This window comes from Stenotrophomonas sp. YJH_SMC_91 (genome assembly GCF_059368495.1).
In genome coordinates this window covers 63,199-80,196 of record NZ_JCAFRT010000007.1, presented here as the reverse complement: position 1 = coordinate 80,196, position 16,998 = coordinate 63,199, and the positions used below count along the sequence as shown (strand labels likewise).

At 66.8% G+C, this 16,998-nt stretch carries 15 protein-coding genes; 7 read left to right on the top strand and 8 right to left on the bottom strand.

Features of this window, described 5'->3' with window-relative positions:
• Positions 1–2 precede the first annotated feature (2 nt).
• Positions 3–2,621 carry a beta-mannosidase gene (locus AC5P5X_RS10910; protein WP_227843473.1) on the top strand — a complete coding sequence of 873 codons (2,619 nt, stop codon included), beginning with the start codon at positions 3–5 and terminating at the stop codon, positions 2,619–2,621.
• A 259-nt stretch (positions 2,622–2,880) separates the two neighbouring features.
• Here AC5P5X_RS10910 and mtnC read toward each other — a convergent pair whose 3' ends face one another.
• From mtnC to AC5P5X_RS10895, 3 genes are all read right to left on the bottom strand, one after another.
• Positions 2,881–3,576 (bottom strand): acireductone synthase, encoded by a 696-nt coding sequence (gene mtnC / locus AC5P5X_RS10905; RefSeq protein WP_495215982.1) that lies wholly within the window; start codon positions 3,574–3,576, stop codon positions 2,881–2,883.
• 3 nt (positions 3,577–3,579) lie between these two features.
• Positions 3,580–4,137 (bottom strand): 1,2-dihydroxy-3-keto-5-methylthiopentene dioxygenase, encoded by a 558-nt coding sequence (locus tag AC5P5X_RS10900; RefSeq protein WP_005409451.1) that lies wholly within the window; start codon positions 4,135–4,137, stop codon positions 3,580–3,582.
• A gap of 92 nt (positions 4,138–4,229) precedes the next feature.
• Positions 4,230–4,871, bottom strand: coding sequence for a methylthioribulose 1-phosphate dehydratase (locus tag AC5P5X_RS10895; RefSeq protein WP_032967162.1), 642 nt, complete (start codon positions 4,869–4,871; stop codon positions 4,230–4,232).
• Positions 4,872–5,123: 252 nt separating this feature from the next.
• Here AC5P5X_RS10895 and AC5P5X_RS10890 point away from each other — a divergent pair, with 252 nt between their 5' ends.
• Positions 5,124–5,498, top strand: a complete 375-nt coding sequence (locus tag AC5P5X_RS10890; RefSeq protein ID WP_005413186.1) for a hypothetical protein — start codon at positions 5,124–5,126, stop codon at positions 5,496–5,498.
• 226 nt (positions 5,499–5,724) lie between these two features.
• Positions 5,725–6,078: a hypothetical protein gene (locus AC5P5X_RS10885; RefSeq protein WP_258391100.1), complete on the top strand. Its 354-nt coding sequence runs from the start codon at positions 5,725–5,727 to the stop codon at positions 6,076–6,078.
• A 267-nt stretch (positions 6,079–6,345) separates the two neighbouring features.
• Here AC5P5X_RS10885 and AC5P5X_RS10880 read toward each other — a convergent pair whose 3' ends face one another.
• Together AC5P5X_RS10880 and AC5P5X_RS10875 are read right to left on the bottom strand one after the other, a co-directional pair.
• Positions 6,346–7,773 carry an amino acid permease gene (locus AC5P5X_RS10880; RefSeq protein ID WP_012480054.1) on the bottom strand — a complete coding sequence of 476 codons (1,428 nt, stop codon included), beginning with the start codon at positions 7,771–7,773 and terminating at the stop codon, positions 6,346–6,348.
• 82 nt (positions 7,774–7,855) lie between these two features.
• Complete coding sequence (locus AC5P5X_RS10875) at positions 7,856–9,331, bottom strand: amino acid permease (protein WP_099497646.1); 1,476 nt, start codon at positions 9,329–9,331, stop codon at positions 7,856–7,858.
• Between the two features lie 133 nt (positions 9,332–9,464).
• Here AC5P5X_RS10875 and AC5P5X_RS10870 point away from each other — a divergent pair, with 133 nt between their 5' ends.
• On the top strand, positions 9,465–10,079 hold the full coding sequence (locus AC5P5X_RS10870; protein ID WP_111189425.1) for an NUDIX hydrolase: 615 nt from the start codon (positions 9,465–9,467) through the stop codon (positions 10,077–10,079).
• A 79-nt stretch (positions 10,080–10,158) separates the two neighbouring features.
• Here the strand turns inward: AC5P5X_RS10870 and serA are convergent, their stop codons facing one another.
• Entirely contained in the window at positions 10,159–11,400 is a 1,242-nt protein-coding gene (serA, locus tag AC5P5X_RS10865; RefSeq protein ID WP_033833465.1) for a phosphoglycerate dehydrogenase, read from the bottom strand.
• A 169-nt stretch (positions 11,401–11,569) separates the two neighbouring features.
• Here serA and AC5P5X_RS10860 point away from each other — a divergent pair, with 169 nt between their 5' ends.
• The 3 genes from AC5P5X_RS10860 (at position 11,570) to AC5P5X_RS10850 (ending at position 15,151) form a co-directional block, all read left to right on the top strand.
• Positions 11,570–12,958 (top strand): FAD-binding oxidoreductase, encoded by a 1,389-nt coding sequence (locus AC5P5X_RS10860; RefSeq protein ID WP_024958330.1) that lies wholly within the window; start codon positions 11,570–11,572, stop codon positions 12,956–12,958.
• A 62-nt stretch (positions 12,959–13,020) separates the two neighbouring features.
• Positions 13,021–13,320, top strand: coding sequence for a DUF2388 domain-containing protein (locus AC5P5X_RS10855; RefSeq protein ID WP_005409460.1), 300 nt, complete (start codon positions 13,021–13,023; stop codon positions 13,318–13,320).
• 34 nt (positions 13,321–13,354) lie between these two features.
• The gene (locus AC5P5X_RS10850; RefSeq protein ID WP_111189424.1) at positions 13,355–15,151 is read left to right on the top strand and encodes a DUF7844 domain-containing protein; all 1,797 of its coding nucleotides are present in this window, start codon (positions 13,355–13,357) and stop codon (positions 15,149–15,151) included.
• Here the strand turns inward: AC5P5X_RS10850 and AC5P5X_RS10845 are convergent.
• The gene (locus AC5P5X_RS10845) at positions 15,129–16,205 is read right to left on the bottom strand and encodes an ATP-binding protein (protein ID WP_005409462.1); all 1,077 of its coding nucleotides are present in this window, start codon (positions 16,203–16,205) and stop codon (positions 15,129–15,131) included. The two genes, AC5P5X_RS10850 and AC5P5X_RS10845, sit on opposite strands and share 23 nt — an antisense overlap.
• Positions 16,205–16,921: a response regulator gene (locus tag AC5P5X_RS10840; protein ID WP_495215981.1), complete on the bottom strand. Its 717-nt coding sequence runs from the start codon at positions 16,919–16,921 to the stop codon at positions 16,205–16,207. The genes AC5P5X_RS10845 and AC5P5X_RS10840 overlap by 1 nt, the downstream gene beginning before the upstream one ends.
• Positions 16,922–16,998: the final 77 nt, after the last annotated feature.

The window sequence follows — 16,998 nt, the reverse complement described above, 5'->3', positions numbered from 1 at the left end:
GCGTGCATCGTCTTTCCCTCGTTGTCCGTCTGCTCCTGCTGCTGATCGCAGTCTCCGCCTTCCCGGCAACTGCAGCCCCGCTGCAGGCGCGATGGGAATTCCGCATGCTGCCCGGCGATGCGCAGGGCGCCGCCCACCCGGGCCTGCAGCAGTGGCGTGCGGCGAAGGTGCCGGGCAGCGTGCACACCGACCTGCTCGCCCATGCGCTGATCCGCGATCCGTACGTCGGTGCGCCTGAGGCAGAGCTGCAATGGATCGGGCTGGCTGCCTGGGAGTACCGCGCCCGCTTCGACGTGGATGCGGCGACACTGGCCAAGCCCAATGCCGAGCTGCGCTTCGATGGGCTGGATACCTATGCCGAAGTCAGCCTCAACGGCAGGCGGCTGCTGCGCGCGGACAACGCGCACCGCACCTGGCGTGCGCGCGTGGACGGGCGCCTGCGCGCGAATGGCAATGAACTGCAGATCGTGTTCCGTTCACCAATCCGCACACTACTTCCCGGTGTACAGGCGATGCCGCACAAGATCGCCGGCAACTATCCTTCGCCCTATGGCGATGAGCCCAAGGACGCGATGGTCGGCAACTTCGCGCGCAAGCCGGCCTATCACTTCGGCTGGGACTGGGGCCCGCGCTATGTCACCGCCGGCGTGTGGCGCGGGGTCGACCTGCAGGCCTGGGATGCGCACCGCCTGACCGATCTTGCCGTGCGTACCGATGCATTGAGCGCGGAGCAGGCGAAGCTGGCCGTGCTGCTGGAGATGGAGCAGGGCGCGGCGGCCGGTTCTGCGGTGGTCCATGTGAATGTGCGCGATCCGCAGGGTCGCAGCGTGGCCCAGGTGCAGCGCACGGTGCTGCTGAAGCCCGGCCAGAACGCCGTCGAAGTACCGGTCGAACTGGTCAAGCCGCAGCGCTGGTGGCCGGTCGGCCACGGTGCACAGGACCGCTACACCGTGCAGGCCCGCCTGGATGATGGCGCCGATGCAGCGCTGGTGCGCGAGCAGCGTATCGGCCTGCGCACGGTTGAACTGCGCCGCGAGGAAGACGGCAAGGGCGGGCAGGGCTTCGCTTTCGTCATCAACGGCGTGGAGATCTTCGCAAAGGGCGCCAACGTCATTCCGTTCGATGCCTTCCCCGCACGGGTCGACGCCGCGCGCCTGCGCCAGGTGCTGACCGCCGCACGCGACGCCAACATGAACATGCTGCGCAACTGGGGGGGCGGCTACTACGAGGACGATGCGTTCTTCGACATCGCCGACGAACTGGGCCTGCTGGTCTGGCAGGACTTCATGTTCGGTGGTGGCATGCAGCCGGGCTACGATCCGGCCTTCCGTGCCAGCGTGGTGGCCGAGGCACGCGACAATGTGCGCCGGCTGCGCCATCACCCCAGCATCGTGCTGTGGTGTGGCAACAACGAGGAAGAAACCGCCTGGAAGGACTGGGGCCACGGCCGCGACCTGAAGGCGGCCGACCCGGCGTTTGCAGCGAAGGTCTGGCAGGGCTATGTCGACCTGTTCGGCAATGACCTGCGCCGGGTGGTGGGTGAGGAGGGACTGGGCGTGCCGTACTGGTCCAGCTCGCCCAGTAACGACCTGGGCGAAAAGGCGAACGACTCTACCCGTGGCGACAAGCACTACTGGCAGGTCTGGGGTAATCCGGCGCTGCCGGTGCAGGCTTACCTGCGCGAGACGCCGCGCTTCATGTCCGAGTACGGCCTGCAGGCATGGCCGTCGGTGGCCACCGTTGACCAGATCGCCACCCGCGCCGAGCAGCGCATCGACAGCCCGGTGATCCGCGCGCACCAGAAATTCATGGCCGGCGAGGGCAACAGCCGCCTGCTGCACTACATCGAACTGGGCTACGGCACGCCGAAGGACTTCGAGGACTTCGTCTACCTCAGCCAGGTGATGCAGGCCGATGGCATCGCGCTGGCCGCGTTGCACCATCGCGCTTCGCGGCCGTACACGATGGGCTCGCTGTACTGGCAGCTCAACGACGTCTGGCCGGGTGCTTCATGGTCCAGCGTGGACTACTTCGGTCGCTGGAAGGCATTGCACTTTGCCGCGCGGCGCTTCTTCGCGCCGGCCACGCTGGCGGCATTGCGTGACGAGGGCAGTACGCGGGTGCGCCTGATCAATGATGGCGCTGCCGGAGATGCACGCTGGCGGCTGCGGGTGATGGATGTGGATGGCAAGGTGCTGCGTCGTCGCGAGGACGCGGTGACGTTGACGGCGGCGGGCGTCACCTCGATTGGTGATTTCCGCGATGCCGAGCTGCTGGCCGGTGCCGATCCGAAGCGCACGGTGGCCGTGTTCGAGCTGCTGCAGAACGGGGCGGTCAGTGCCCGCCAGATCGTCGGATTCGTCGAAGCCAAGGACCAGGTGTTGCCGCGGCAGAAGCTGAAGGCCACCCTGTCCATCGAAGGCGATCACTACCGTCTGCGCCTGGAAAGCGCGTCTTACGTGCGCGCGACGTGGATCGATTTCGGCGCCCTGGATGTGCAGGTCGAAGACAACCTGCTGGACCTGCTGCCGGGCGAGACCCGCGATATCGCGGTGCGTGGCCCGGTGGACCTGACGACCCTGCGCGAAGCAATGAAGCTGAAGACCCTCAACGATCGTTGAGGGCGGCGTATCCCGCATTGGCAGGTGCCAACCTTGATTGGCACACCCGGAACATGCCAACCCAGGTTGGCATCCACCAGCCGCGGAGCGGGGCAGCTGCGGACCGCTGGTCCGCCCACCTCGATCGTTGAGGGCGGCACATCCTGTTTTGGTAGGTGCCAACCTTGGTTGGCACACCCCGAACATGCCAACCCAGGTTGGCATCCACCAGACGCGGAGACGGGTAGGTGCGGACCGTTGGTCCGCACACCTCTCTTCTTTACAGCTGGATCTGCTGGAAGTTCTCGACCTGCTCGTGGCCGTTGGCGGCCTGGCCGATGCGCGGCATCGGGTAGTCATCCAGGCGATCAATCAGGCGGGTCTGCAGGCCGGCTTCGCGGGCGGCGTCCAATTCCTCCACCACATCGGACAGGAACACGATCTCGCCGGCCGGCACGCCGATCGCCTGCACGATGCGGCGGTAGCTGTCGGCCTCGCGCTTGCCGCCGATCTCGGTATCGAACCAGCCCGACACCAGCGGGCTGAGGTCACCGGCATCGCTGAAACCGAAGAACAGCTTCTGCGCCGGCACCGAGCCGGAGGAGTACACGTACAGCGGCAGGCCGGCAGCGTGCCAGCCCTTCAGCACCGGCGCCACTTCCGGGTAGAAGTGCGCGGTGTAGTCGCCGCGGCGGTAGCCCTCATCCCAGATCAGGCCCTGCAGCGCCTTCAGCGCGGTGTGCTTGCGGTCCTGGTCGATCCAGCCCTGCAGCGTCTCGGCCACCAGGCTGTCCTGGCAGGCGCCGCCGATCTCGGTAGCCACCGCGTCCAGCCAGCGGCGGACCTCCGGCTGCTGGCCATGTTCGGCGACGAACGCCGGCAAGGCCTTGCGGGCATAGGGGAACAGCACGTTCTTGACGAACGAGATGCTGCTGGTAGTGCCTTCGATGTCGGTCAGGATGACGCGGGGCTGCATGGATCAGGACGCCTGGGTAGGTACGTAACGGGGGAACTTCTGCGCGATGTCGGTGCCGGTGAAATGACCCACCCAGCCGTCCGGCTCGGTGAAGAAGCGGATCGCCACGAAGCTCGGTTCATCGCCCATGTCGAACCAGTGGGTGGTGCCATCGGGCACGGCGATCAGGTCGTCCTTCACGCACTCGATCTCATAGACCTTGTCACCCACGTGCAGGGTGAACAGGCCGGAGCCTGCGACGAAGAAGCGCACCTCGTCTTCCTTGTGGAAGTGTTCGTCGAGGAACTTCTTCCGCAGCTCGGCGCGGTTCGGGTTGTCCGGGGCGATCGAGGCCACGTCCACGCTCTTGAAGCCGCGCTCGGCGACCAGGCGGTCGATGTCCGCGCGGTAGGCGGCGAACACTTCCTCCTGGCTGGCGCCGGGCGCAACCGGTGCGGTGGCCTGCCAGCGCTCGAAGGTGACGCCGATCTTCTGCAGTTCGGCAGCGATGACCGCGCCGTCCTGGGTGTCCAGCAGCGGCGATTCGGGGCGGGTGTCGTCGTAGATGCGCAGTCGGCTCATGGCGGCAGCTTGAACGTCTCGGGGGGAAGACAGGGTATCAGGGTGGGGGCGAGGTGCAGATTCCGGATCGGCATCTGCACCTGCGCGCGGGTTCAGCCGCGCAGCCTGCGCAGTTCCAGTTCGCAGTGGAACAGGAATTCGAAGGCTTCCAGATGACGGCGCGCCTCGGCCATGTCACGGCCCCAGGCGTACAGGCCGTGGCCGTCGATCAGGTAGCCCCACAGGTTCTGGCGGTCGAGCAGATCATCGACCTGCTTCGAAAGCACGTTCATGTCCTGGGTGTTGGCGAACACCGGTACGTTGATGGCCATCTCGTGGGTGCTGTTGCCGGCGAAGGCCTTCAGCAGTTCGTAGCCTTCCAGGTGCACATGACCCTGCGGCGCGTACAGGCGCGAGGCAATGGTCTGCACCGGCGAATGGGTGTGCAGTACGCAGCCGATTTCCGGGAAGCGGCGGTACAGCTGGGTGTGCAGCAGGGTCTCGGCGGAGGGGCGCAGCGGGCGGCCCACGGCCTTGCCATCGAAGTCCACCACCATGATGTCGTCCTCGATCAGGCGGCCCTTGTCCTTGCCCGAGACGGTGATCGCGGCGTGGCGGTCATCCAGGCGGTGGGAGAAGTTGCTGCTGGTGGCCGGGGTCCAGCCGGCCTGGGCCAGTTCGCGGACGTTGTCGATCAGCAGCTGGGCCAGTTCGCCCAGGCGGGCGGTGTCGTAGGGGAAGGTGGTGGTGTCCATGGACGGCATTTTACGTGATCCGGCCCGATGCTGGGCCCGCGCGGCGACCGCCTGCCTGCTGCGTGGGCAACGCGAAGCGGCGTGCTGGCAGGCGGCGCGCAGGGGTTGGATCGAGGCAAGCACAGCGCTGGCTGAATGGGGAGGGCAGCGCTCCCGCTGGAAGCGATTCCGGTCGTGGACAGCCCTCTTGCCGCGAAACATCATCGGATTGCCGCAGAAGTTCCGGCGAGCGCCAAGAAAAGGAGTACTTCGATGATCGCGCGCGCGATGGGGATGATGGGGGTGATTGGCATCATGCTTGCCAGCAGTGGCTGCACGATGGAATGGGTGAAGATGGATGCGGGTGCGCGGTCATTCGGCCCCGCCCATTCGAGTTGCAGGGCGCAGGCCGACGATCACTGGCCGGTCAGGAATGAAGTGGCCACGCGCACCGTCTACGAAGACCGCAAGGTGCCCTGCAGGCTTGATGAAGTCTGCGCCATTGACGGCAAGTACAACATGGTACCCATGCCGAAAGAGGAGAGTTACATCGTGGACGTCAACGCGTCCGACCGCAGCAGCGAGTTCAATGCCTGCATGGCCGGTGCCGGCTGGCAGCAGCAGCTCATCTGGTTCAATCGCCGCTAGGCGGGGCCGGCGCAGCGGACGACAGGGGCTCGACCGGTTGCTGCTCAACGGAGTCGAGGCAACAGGGGCCAGCGGAGAATGATCTGGCTCTGCGAACCGTTCAGGCGTTGAGGCTGGAGACGAGCAGGGGGCAGGACAAGAACACGTACGACGTGGACGGAAAGTACGAGCGCGTGCTGCGACCGGAAATCGAGAAATGATGATGGAGATGGCTACGTGTATGCGAATGGCCGTTGCTGCGGGGCTTGCGCTGTTGACCGGCGGTTGTGCGACCGAATGGGCCCGCTTCAGTGATCATGCTGATCCGCTGGATGAGTCGCGGTGGCGCTGCAGGGCAGAGGCCAACGAGAAGTGGCCGGAGAAGATGGACGTTGTCGAGCGCACCGAGGAGACCGAGGTGCTGACGGTCTGCAAGGAAGGCGAGACATGCGACGTGGATGGCAAATACAAGAAGATGCTGATGCCAAAGACCGAGCGCCACACCGTGGACGTCAACGCCAAGGAGAATCACGAGCACTTCATGGGCTGCATGGGCGGCGCAGGCTGGATACAGAAGACCATCTGGTTTGGCCGCAGATGATCATCGTCGGGCGCCCTGGTCGCTGGGAATGACCATCATCCACGCATGGCGTGGATCCACCGGATGCGCCGGGAGAGTGTCGAAGGTGGGGAGGGGTGAGGTTGCGGGGGCGTGAGCCGCATGGATGCGGCGACCGAGCTTACAGGGATGTACTTGCAGCGCCCCCCGCAATCTCGCCCCTCCCCGCCAAACCCTCAGACCCGCTGTTGCCGTTGCCGTTGCTCCGGCTTCAAAGGCGGGTGCAGGGCCGCAGGCCCTGCAATCCCTTTATTTCGCGCGCAGGCGGCTGTGCCGGAACCCGTAGCAGAAATAGATCACGAAACCGACGAACGTCCACACCCCCATCAGCATCCAGTTGTGCATCGTCATCGCCGACAGCAGGGCAAGGCAACTCAGCACGCCCAGGCTGCAGATCAGCCACGCCATCGGCATGCGGAACGGGCGCGGCAGGTCCGGCTGGGTACGGCGCAGGATCAGCACGCCGGCGCAGACTGCGGCGAACGCGATCAGCGTGCCCATCGAGGTCAGCTCGCCCAGGATGTCCAGCGGGAACAGCGCCGCCAGCAGCGCGATGCCGATGCCGGTGATCACGGTGTTGATGTGCGGAGTGCGGTACTTCGGGTGGATCCTGGTGAACACCGGCGGCAGCAGGCCGTCGCGACCCATGATCATGAAGATGCGCGGCTGGCCGATGATCATCACCAGCACCACCGAGGACAGGCCGACCAGCGCGCCGACCTCGACCACCCAGCGCAGCCAGCCCAGCTGCGGATGCGCGGCCACGGCAGTCACCACCGGCTCGTCGGTGCCGAGCAGCTGGAACGGCACCAGGCCGGTCATCACCGCAGCCATCGCGATGTACAGCACGGTGCAGATCACCAGCGACAGCATCATGCCGAACGGCATGTCACGCTGCGGATTCTTCGATTCCTGCGCCGCCACCGACACCGCTTCGAAGCCGATGTAGGCGAAGAACACCATCGCCGCGCCACGCAGTACGCCTTCCATGCCGTACTTGCCAGGCCCTTCGTTGGCGGGAATGAACGGGGTCCAGTTGCTGGTGTCCACATACTTCCAGCCGACCACGATGACCAGCAGGATCAGGCCGGTCTTCAGCACGACCATTGCCATGTTCATCGCCGAGGACTTGCTGATGCCGACGTAGCACAGCCAGGTCAGCAGCAGTACCAGCGCAGCGGCCGGCAGGTTGGCGATCGCGCCGGTGGGGCGCAGCTGTGCATCGAGTGGGGCGCTGACCAGCGCCGCCGGTAGATGGATGTCGAACTGGCTGAGCAGGCTCAGGAAATAGCCGGTCCAGCTGACCGCGACCGCCGAGGCGGACACGCCGTACTCGAGCACCAGCATCCAGCCGATGAACCAGGCCGAGAGCTCGCCGAAGGTGGCGTAGGTGTAGGTGTAGGCGCTGCCGGAGACCGGCACCATCGAGGCGAACTCGGCATAGGCCAGTGCGCAGAAGGCGCAGCAGATGGCGGCCAGTACGAAGGACAGCATGATGGCCGGGCCGGCGTGGTTGGCGGCGGCCTGGCCGGTGATGACGAAGATGCCGCCGCCGATCACCGCGCCGATACCGAGGGCGGTCAGGCCCCAGGGGCCGAGGTGGCGGCGCAGGCTCAGGCCGTTGGCGTCTTCATGGGCGGCATGCGGGTGCTTGGTGGCCCACAGTTGCTTGAACATGTGTGGTGGTCTTGTCGAAGCGCGCCACGGGCGGCGCGCGGGGAAAACGGACGGGCCGGCGCGAGGCCGGCCCGTAGGCGGATCAGAGCGACTTGGCCAGCTTGCTGTTGCGGATGCCGTAGCCCAGGTAGATCAGCAGGCCGAGCAGGGTCCAGCCAACGAACAGGTGCCAATGCACCACGAACGCCTGCCAGAACAGGAACAGGCAGGTGGCAGCGCCGAGCGGGCAGATGATCCAGACCATCGGCACGCGGAACGGGCGGTGCAGGTCCGGCTTGGTATAGCGCAGCACCAGCACGCCGACGCAGACGGTGGCGAAGGCCAGCAGGGTGCCCATCGAGACGAGTTCGCCGAGCACGTTCAGCGGCACCAGGCCGGCCAGCGCGGCAGCGATCACGCCGACCACGATGGTGGCGACGTACGGGGTGCGGAAGCGGGCGTGGACCTTGCCGAAGAACTTCGGCAGCAGGCCGTCGCGGGAGATGGTGTAGGCGATGCGGGTCTGGCCCATCATCATCACCAGCACCACCGAGGACAGGCCGGCGATGGCGCCGATTTCCACGAACGTCTTCAGCCAGGACAGGGTCGGGTAGGGCTCCAGCGCGGTGGCCACCGGCTTGTCGGTGCCCAGCAGGTGGTACGGCATCATGCCGGTCAGTACCGCGCAGACGATGATGTAGACGATCGTGCACACCGCCAGCGAGCCGAGCAGGCCGATCGGCATGTTGCGCTGTGGGTCCTTGGTTTCACCGGCGGCGGTGGAGACCGCGTCGAAGCCGATGTAGGCGAAGAACACGATGGTGGCGGCGCGGAAGATGCCGCTCCAGCCGAACTCACCCGGCACGCCGGTGTTTTCCGGGATGAACGGCTGCCAGTTGGCCGGGTCGATATGGGCCGCGCCGATGCCGATGAACAGGCAGATGACGGTGACCTTGATTGCCACGATGATGGCGTTGACGAAGGCCGACTGGGTCACGCCCACGTACAGCAGGCCGGACACCGCCGCCACGATCAGCACCGCCGGCAGGTTGAACAGCTTGCCGGAGGAGACGAACTCGCTGCCGGTCCAGGCGATGGGCGCGGCGCTGAGCAGGTCCGGGAACGGCATGTGCAAGGTGGTGGTGATGAAGCTGATCAGGTACGCCGACCAGCCCACCGCGACCGAGGCCGAGGCGAACAGGTACTCCAGCACCAGGCACCAGCCGATGAACCAGGCCATGCCTTCGCCCAGGGTGGCGTAGGAGTACGAGTAGGCACTGCCGGAGACCGGCATCATCGCCGCGAACTCGGCGTAGCACAGGCCCGCCAGGGCACAGGCGAAACCGGCCAGCACGAACGAAAGCATCACCGCCGGGCCGGCATGGTTGGCCGCGGCCTGGCCGGTCAGCACGAAGATACCAGCGCCGATCACCGCACCCACGCCAAGCAGGATGAGGTGTTTAGCCGTGAGGGTCCGTTTCAGCGTGGCTTCGCCGTCCAGGCTGCCTTCGATGGGTTCGCCGGCATCGACGTGCCCGGCCGGTTCAACCGGCTTGACCCTCAACAGAGCTTTCAGCATGCAGTACTTCCTAGTGATCGGATGGGGTGGGCCGCCGATACGTTGCCGGCAACCCTGGAATGGTGAAGGCCGCGCGAACGGCCCGCTGTACCTTAGCCAAAGCTGAAGCCAACGCACAAGCGCAATCGCAACAATGAACGGCGATAATGAGCAGTATTTTTCCAGACCGCCCCCATTCATGCGCCAGACCGCCGAAACCCTTGCCGTGCTTGACGATCGCTTGCGTGGCCTGCTGCGGGACTATGCCCGCCGTGAGCCTGCCCACGACGCACTGGCTGCCGAATTCGGCACATTGCTGGACGATCCGGAAGATCCGTTCCGCCGCGAGCGCCTGGCCGGCCACTTCACCGCCAGCTGCTGGCTGGTCAGCGCCGATGGCCAGCGGCTGCTGCTGACCCATCACCGCAAGCTGCAGCGCTGGCTGCAGCTGGGCGGCCACGCCGACGGCGACCGCGACCTGGCCCAGGTGGCGCTGAAGGAAGCCGAGGAGGAGTCGGGCCTGAGCGGCCTGGTACTGGAAGACCCGGCCATCTTCGATCTGGACAAGCATTGGATTCCGGAGCGCAAGGACGTGCCGGGGCACTGGCACTACGACGTGCGTTTCGTGATCCGGGCGCTGGGTGGCGAGGCCTTCGTGCTCAGCGAGGAGTCACTTGACCTGGCATGGCGGCCGGTGACCGAAGTCGCGTCCGATCAGGAATCGGACGAGTCCATGCAGCGCATGGCGCGCCGCTGGCTGGCACGTTGAGGTAAAAAGGGGACGGAGGGGATTAAGTCGTTTATAGCGCATGTGCCGCAAACGACTTAATCCCCTCCGTCCCCTTTTTTCAATACAGGATGCGTGTCCGCAGCGTGCCCGGAATCGCGGCCAGCTCGTCGCGCACGGCGGCGGCCTGTTCCTCGCTGGCGGTGATGTCGATCACCACGTAGCCCACCTTCGGGTCGGTGCGCAGGAACTGGCCGTCGATGTTGACGTTGTGGCGCGAGAAGATCTCGTTGACCTTGGACAGCACGCCCGGCACGTTCTGGTGGATGTGCAGCAGGCGCAGGCTGTCTTCGTGTTCGGGCAGGGTCACTTCCGGGAAGTTGACCGCCGACAGGGTGCTGCCGTTGTCGCTGTAGCGCACCAGCTTGGCCGCCACCTCCACGCCGATGTTGTCCTGCGCCTCCAGCGTGCTGCCGCCCACGTGCGGGGTCAGGATCACATTGTCGTGGCGGGTCAGCGGCGATTCGAAGATATCGCCATTGCCCTTCGGCTCGACCGGGAACACGTCCAGCGCGGCGCCACCGACGTGGCCGCTGGCCAGCGCCGCGTCCAGCGCATCGATGTCGACCACGGTGCCGCGCGCGGCGTTGATCAGGTGCGCGCCCTTGCGCATCTTCGCCAGCTCGGTGCTGCCGATCATCCACTGCGTGGCCGGGGTCTCCGGCACGTGCAGGGTGACGATGTCGGCGCGGGCCAGCAGGTCGTCCAGGCTGGCCGCAGCACGCGCATTGCCCAGCGCCAGCTTGGTTTCCACGTCGTGGAAGATCACCTGCATGCCCAGCGATTCGGCCAGCACGCCGACCTGGGTGCCGATGTGGCCATAGCCGATGATGCCCAGGGTCTTGCCACGCACCTCATGGCTGCCGCTGGCCGACTTCGACCAGCCGCCGCGATGGCACTCGGCATTCTTCTGCGGAATGCCACGGGTCAGCATGATGGCCTCGGCAATCACCAGCTCGGCCACGCTGCGGGTGTTCGAATAGGGCGCGTTGAACACCGGGATGCCGGCCAGCTCGGCCGCGTCCAGGTCGACCTGGTTGGTGCCGATGCAGAAGCAGCCCACCGCGATCAGGCGCTTGGCCTCGGCCAGCACCTCGGCGCTGAGCTGGGTGCGCGAGCGGATGCCGACGATGTGCGCCTCGGCGATGCGCGCCTTCAGTTCGTCCTCGGGCAGTGCCTTGGTGTGCGCTTCGATCTGGCTGTAGCCGGCGGCGCTGAACACCTCCACGGCGGTCTGGCTGACCCCCTCCAGCAACAGCACGCGGATATCCTGCTTGGGGAACGAGGTCTTCTTCGGCGACATGGGGCGACACGGCCAGTGGGACAGGGGCTGACCACTATGCCAGATCGAAGCGCCCATGGTGCAGTGCGCAATTGGTTGCATCCGTAGCTATCTGCAGCGCGGCAGGGCTGGACGCTGGCGCGTGCCGCTGGCACGCTTGCCCGTTCTTCACGCCCCGCGCTGGACCGTCATGACCGATTCCCGCATTGCCTCGCTGCAGCAGGCCTGTCCCGGCCTGAAGCTGAAGACCGACCCGGCCGACCTGGAGCATTACGGGCGCGACTGGACCCGGCGCTGGACGCCGGCGCCGTTGGCGATCGCACTGCCGGCCACGGTCGAGGAAGTGCAGGCGGTGATGCGCTGGAGTGCGGGCGAGGGCGTGGCCGTGGTGCCGTCCGGCGGCCGTACCGGCCTCTCCGGTGGCGCGGTGGCTGCCAACGGCGAGCTGGTGCTCAGCCTGGAACGGATGAACAAGGCGCTGGCCTACGACGCGGTCGATCGCACCCTGGTGGTGCAGGCCGGCATGCCGCTGGAAGCCGTGCACAACGCCGCGCTGGACCACGGCCTGATCTACCCGGTGGATTTCGCCGCGCGTGGTTCCTGCACGATCGGCGGCAACATCGCCACCAATGCCGGTGGCATCCGCGTGATCCGTTACGGCAACACCCGCGAGTGGATCGCCGGGCTGAAGGTGGTCACCGCCAGTGGCGAGTTGCTGGAGCTCAACAAGGGCCTGATCAAGAACTCCAGCGGCTATGACTTCCGCCAGCTGCTGATCGGTTCGGAAGGCACGCTGGGCGTGATCGTCGAAGCGACGGTGAAGCTGACCGATCCGCCGCCGGCCAGCAACGTGATGCTGCTGGCGCTGCCCAGCTTCGAAGTGCTGATGCAGGTATTCGCCGCGTTCCGCGCACGGCTGCAGCTGCAGGCCTTCGAATTCTTCACTGATCGCGCGCTGGAGCACGTGCTGGCGCATGGTGCGCAGGCACCGTTCGACGAGGTGCACCCGTATTACGTGGTCACCGAGTTCGCCGCCAACGACGAAGCGCAGGAAGCGGCGGCGATGGCGGCCTTCGAGGACTGCATGGGCAACGGCTGGGTCAGCGACGGCGTGATCAGTGCCAGCGATGCCCAGGCCGCCCAGTTGTGGCGCCTGCGCGAAGGCATCACCGAATCGCTGGCGCGCTACAAGCCCTACAAGAACGACGTCTCGGTGCGGATCTCGGCGATGCCGGCGTTCCTGGCCGAGACCCAGGCATTGATCGGGCAGGCCTACCCGCACTTCGATGTGGTGTGGTTCGGTCATATCGGTGACGGCAACCTGCACATCAACGTGCTCAAGCCCGATGACACCAGCGACGCCGATTTCGTGGCGCAGTGCGAGCATGTGACCAAGCTGCTGGCGCAGGTGCTGGCCCGGTTCGATGGCAGCATCTCGGCTGAACACGGCATCGGCCTGGTCAAGAAGGGCTACCTGGACAGCACCCGCGGCCCGGCCGAGATCGCCCTGATGAAGGCGGTCAAACGTGCGTTCGATCCCCAAGCGCGGCTGAATCCCGGCAAGCTGTTCGACGTTTGAGCCGGGCAAATCCTTCACGCACCCGTTACGCTCCACGCATCCTCACAACCGGCTTCGAACCGATGACCCGTCCGCTTCTGCTGCTCGCCCTGCTGTCCCTGCCGCTGGCCGGCTTCGCTTCCAGCTTCGCCGGCACCTCGGCCGGTTCCGCCACCGGTGCATCGTCGGGCTCTTCGGCCAGCAGCTCGGGCGACGACAAGGTGGTGCAGGCCGCACGCGACGATGCCGCCGCGTTCATCGCCAGCGACGGCCAGATCCGTGGCGCCCGCCTGCAGGCCGCGCTGGTCCACCTGCGTGAGCAGAGCGCTGCCGCGCAGCAGCAGAGCGACCTGGAACTGGCCCGCGCGCTGCTGGCGCGTTGATCCCGGGTAGTGCCGGCCGCTGGCTGGCAACGCCATGACATCTGCACGGAACGCAGCCAGGCATGGCCTGGCTCTACTGCTGGCCGTTCCGGCCGCACATGCCAGCAGCGACCTGCGCCTGGATCCGGAAGGGCTGAGCCCTGCACAGCAGCAGGTGGCGATGCAGACCCTGGCCGACGTGCAGTCCCTGCTGCCAGATGGCCTGCTGCGCTCACTGCCAGCACACGTGCAGGTGCGCTGGAGCGACCACCTGCCGGCCGATGTGCACGGTCGCGCTTTCGCCGGCCGCATCGACCTGCGTCGCGAGCTGCTGGATGATGCCGTGCCCGGCGCACGCCGTGCACGACGCAGCGCGCTGGTGCATGAACTGACCCATGTTGCAGACCGTAGCGGCGCGAACTGGTCGCGCAGTGCGCGCTGGCGCGACCTGGCCGGATGGCAGCGCAAGCCCTGGCATCTCGGCCGTGGTGGCAACGACTTCCGTGACCGTAGTCCGGATGCCTATGAACTGAAGGATCCGGCCGAGTACCTGGCAGTGAACGCCGAGCATTTCGTGCTCGACAGCGAGTTTGCCTGCCGGCGCCCGGCGCTGGCGCAGTGGTACCAGGCCCATTTCGGAACCCCGCCATCGCTGCCGCAGTCGCACTGCGCGGCCACGTTGCCATTGCTGCAGGCCGAATCGGAAGAGGGTGCGGCATCGCTGCTGCAGCTCGATCCTTCGCGCGTCTACGCCGTGGACTACCTGTTCGCCGAAGGCAGTGCGCAGCTGATGAGCCGCTGGGGGCACAGCATGCTGCGGCTGGTGATCTGCCGGCCGGGCCGTGCGCCGGGGCCGGACTGCCGCCTGGACCTGGAGCACCACCGCGTGCTGTCGTTCCGCGCATTCGTGGGTGATGTGCAGATTTCCAACTGGCGTGGCCTGACCGGCGGCTATCCCTCGCGGCTGTTCGTGCTGCCGCTGCAGCAGGTGGTGGACGAGTACACCAAGGTGGAACTGCGTGGGTTGCAGTCGCTGCCGTTGCAGTTGTCGCCCGGCGAGATCGCCGGCCTGCTCGAGCGCACTGCACAGGTGCACTGGAGCTACGACGGGCGCTATTACTTCGTCAGCAACAACTGCGCGGTGGAAACCGCAAAGCTGCTGCAGGCGGGCGTGCCGCGCCTGGGGGAGGCCGGGCTGGCCCAGCTGAGTCCGCGCGGGTTGAAGCGTCGGCTGTCCCGGCTGCATGTGCTGGACGAGCAGGTGCTGACGGACCGCAATGCAGCGCAGGCGCAGGGCTACTACTTTGCCTCGGCGCGCGATCACTATCAGCAGTTGTTCGCGGTGGCGAGCTCACAGCTGGGGCTGCCGGTGCGCGATGTGCGCGCCTGGCTGAAGCTGCCCGCACAGCAGCGTGCGCCCTGGCTGCTGCAGGGTGACCTGCGTGCCAGCGCCGGGCTGCTGCTGCTGGAACAGGCTGCGCAACGCCGCGCCGAACTGCGCGCGCGCGATGTGCTGAAACGGCGCCTGCTGGCGGCACCGGACAGTGCCGAGACGCGCGGCCTGCGCCAGCTGCTGGAGCAGGGTGGGCAATGGCTGCGCCCGGGTACGCTGCTGGTCGACGATGGCTACGGGTTGCCGCTTGCCGATGAGCAGGCGCTGTTGTCCGAGGTCGTGGCCACCGCCAGTGCGCAGGCGGTGCCGGCGTGGCAGGCGCTGCGCGTACAGCTGCGCCAGACGCTGCCGGCGCCGCAGCGCGACGAAATGGATGCGATCGACGCCAATCTGACCACACTCGGCGCGCACCTGCGCGAACAGGCCAGGCTGCCGGCTACTGGCGCGGAAGCTCGATGACGAAGCGGCTGCCGCCGGCGCTGCCGGGCGTGCAGTAGACGCGCCCGCCATGTGCATCGGCGATGGCCTTGACCACCGCCAGGCCCAGCCCGCTGCCGCCGCCCTGGCGCGAGCGCGAGCCGTCGGCGCGCATGAACGGAGTGAAGATGTCGGTGTGAAGTTCCGGGTCGATGCCCGGGCCTTCGTCCTCGATCGCCACCTGCACGTGTCCGGGCGTGTCGTGCACGGCAATCCGCACCTTGCCCGGGCTGGCGTAGCGGCGCGCATTCTCCAGCAGTGCCAGCAGGGCCTGGCGCAAGCGTGTCGGGTCACAGTGCGCGTTGTGTTCCTCGCGGCTGGTTTCCAGCTCCAGCACGAAGCCGGCGGCGCGGAACTGCGGGTCGACCAGGGTCATCACCGAATGCACTTCGGCCACCACGTCGGTGCGCGCGCGGCGTACGTCCAACCGCGCGTTGTCGGACAGGCTCAACACGCGCAGATCCTCGATCAGGCGTGAGAGGCCTTCGACCTGTGCCAGCAGGCTGCGGAACTGGGATTCGTCTGGCTGGAACACGCCCTCGGCCAGCCCCTGCAGGCGACCACGCAGGATCGTCACCGGAGTCCGCAGTTCATGGGCAATGGCCGCATGCCACATCGCGCGCTCGCTCTCCATGTGCTGCAGGCGGCGCGCCATCGCATTGAAATCCTCGACCAGGGTGGCCACTTCGCCGGGCGAGTTTTCCTGGGCGCTGGCGCGCGCACCGAGGTCGCCGCCGGCAAGCGCGCGCACGCTGTCGACCAGCGAATTCAAGGGCGACAGGATGCGGTGGGCAAGGCGGAACGAGGCGGCGATGGCCAGTGCCAGGCCGGTCAGGATCACCCCGACCATCCATGCCAGCTCCGGCCCGGTCGGCAGCCAGCTTTCCGGCTCTTCGGCACTGCCGGGGAAGAACTCGACCAGCACCGCGTACAGCAGCCACGATGACAGGATCATCATCACGATGACGCCGATCACCATCAGCGACATCGAGACGATGATGTGGCGACTGAGCCCGGAGCGGCGCAGGCGGGCCATCAGCGGTCGGCCATCAACCGGTAGCCGACACCGCGCACGCTGGCCGGAACATTGACCATGCCCACTTCATCCAGCTTGCGGCGCAGCTTGCTGACATGGCTGTCGACCGTGCGCTCCAGCGCCTCGCTTTCCGGCAGGCATTCGTGCATCAGTTCGCTGCGGCTGAAGATGCGGGTCGGCGCCAGCGCCATGCAGTGCAGCAGCTTGAACTCGGTGAGGGTGAGCAGCACTTCGTGGCTGTAGCCGTCGCCTTCCACCTGCACGGCATGGGTGGCCGAGTCGATCAGCAACGGGCCCGCGCGCAGTGCGGTCGGTGCGTCCACGCGCGAGCCACGCAGCGTACGCCGCAGCACGGCGCGCACGCGCGCTGCCACTTCGGCCGGATTGAACGGCTTGACCACGTAGTCGTCGGCGCCCATGCGCAGCGCAGTCAGCTTGTCCAGGTCCTGGTCCAGCGCGGTCAGCATGATCACCGGCGTTTCGCCGCGCTGGCGTAGCTGGGTCAGTACGCTCCAGCCATCCAGCCGCGGCAGTTGTACGTCGAGCAGGACCAGGTCGGGGCGGGCGCTGCGGTGCAGGTCCAGTGCACTGTGGCCATCGGCGGCACGCAGGGTGCGTAGTCCTTCGCGTTCCAGGTAGGCGGTAAGAATATCGGCGATCTCGGCCTCATCCTCGACGATCAGGACGAGGGCGGCGAGGGCAGGGGAGGCATGCATGCAGGGGCGGGGCCTTAAGGTGCTTGCCTCCATCGTATCTCCACAGTTCCTCCATCGAAACCCCATCATCGCCCCGC

Bases quoted from the DNA above. Each gene is read 5' to 3' on its own strand.
- AC5P5X_RS10855 (WP_005409460.1), top strand. From the start codon at position 13,021: ATGACCCGTCCGCTTCTGCTGCTCGCCCTGCTGTCCCTGCCGCTGGCC.
- AC5P5X_RS10870 (WP_111189425.1), top strand. From the start codon at position 9,465: ATGAACGGCGATAATGAGCAGTATTTTTCCAGACCGCCCCCATTCATG.
- AC5P5X_RS10840 (WP_495215981.1), bottom strand. From the start codon at position 16,921: ATGCATGCCTCCCCTGCCCTCGCCGCCCTCGTCCTGATCGTCGAGGAT.
- AC5P5X_RS10890 (WP_005413186.1), top strand. From the start codon at position 5,124: ATGATCGCGCGCGCGATGGGGATGATGGGGGTGATTGGCATCATGCTT.
- AC5P5X_RS10900 (WP_005409451.1), bottom strand. From the start codon at position 4,137: ATGAGCCGACTGCGCATCTACGACGACACCCGCCCCGAATCGCCGCTG.
- AC5P5X_RS10880 (WP_012480054.1), bottom strand. From the start codon at position 7,773: ATGTTCAAGCAACTGTGGGCCACCAAGCACCCGCATGCCGCCCATGAA.
- AC5P5X_RS10845 (WP_005409462.1), bottom strand. From the start codon at position 16,205: ATGGCCCGCCTGCGCCGCTCCGGGCTCAGTCGCCACATCATCGTCTCG.
- serA (WP_033833465.1), bottom strand. From the start codon at position 11,400: ATGTCGCCGAAGAAGACCTCGTTCCCCAAGCAGGATATCCGCGTGCTG.
- AC5P5X_RS10860 (WP_024958330.1), top strand. From the start codon at position 11,570: ATGACCGATTCCCGCATTGCCTCGCTGCAGCAGGCCTGTCCCGGCCTG.
- mtnC (WP_495215982.1), bottom strand. From the start codon at position 3,576: ATGCAGCCCCGCGTCATCCTGACCGACATCGAAGGCACTACCAGCAGC.
- AC5P5X_RS10895 (WP_032967162.1), bottom strand. From the start codon at position 4,871: ATGGACACCACCACCTTCCCCTACGACACCGCCCGCCTGGGCGAACTG.
- AC5P5X_RS10875 (WP_099497646.1), bottom strand. From the start codon at position 9,331: ATGCTGAAAGCTCTGTTGAGGGTCAAGCCGGTTGAACCGGCCGGGCAC.
- AC5P5X_RS10885 (WP_258391100.1), top strand. From the start codon at position 5,725: ATGGCCGTTGCTGCGGGGCTTGCGCTGTTGACCGGCGGTTGTGCGACC.
- AC5P5X_RS10850 (WP_111189424.1), top strand. From the start codon at position 13,355: ATGACATCTGCACGGAACGCAGCCAGGCATGGCCTGGCTCTACTGCTG.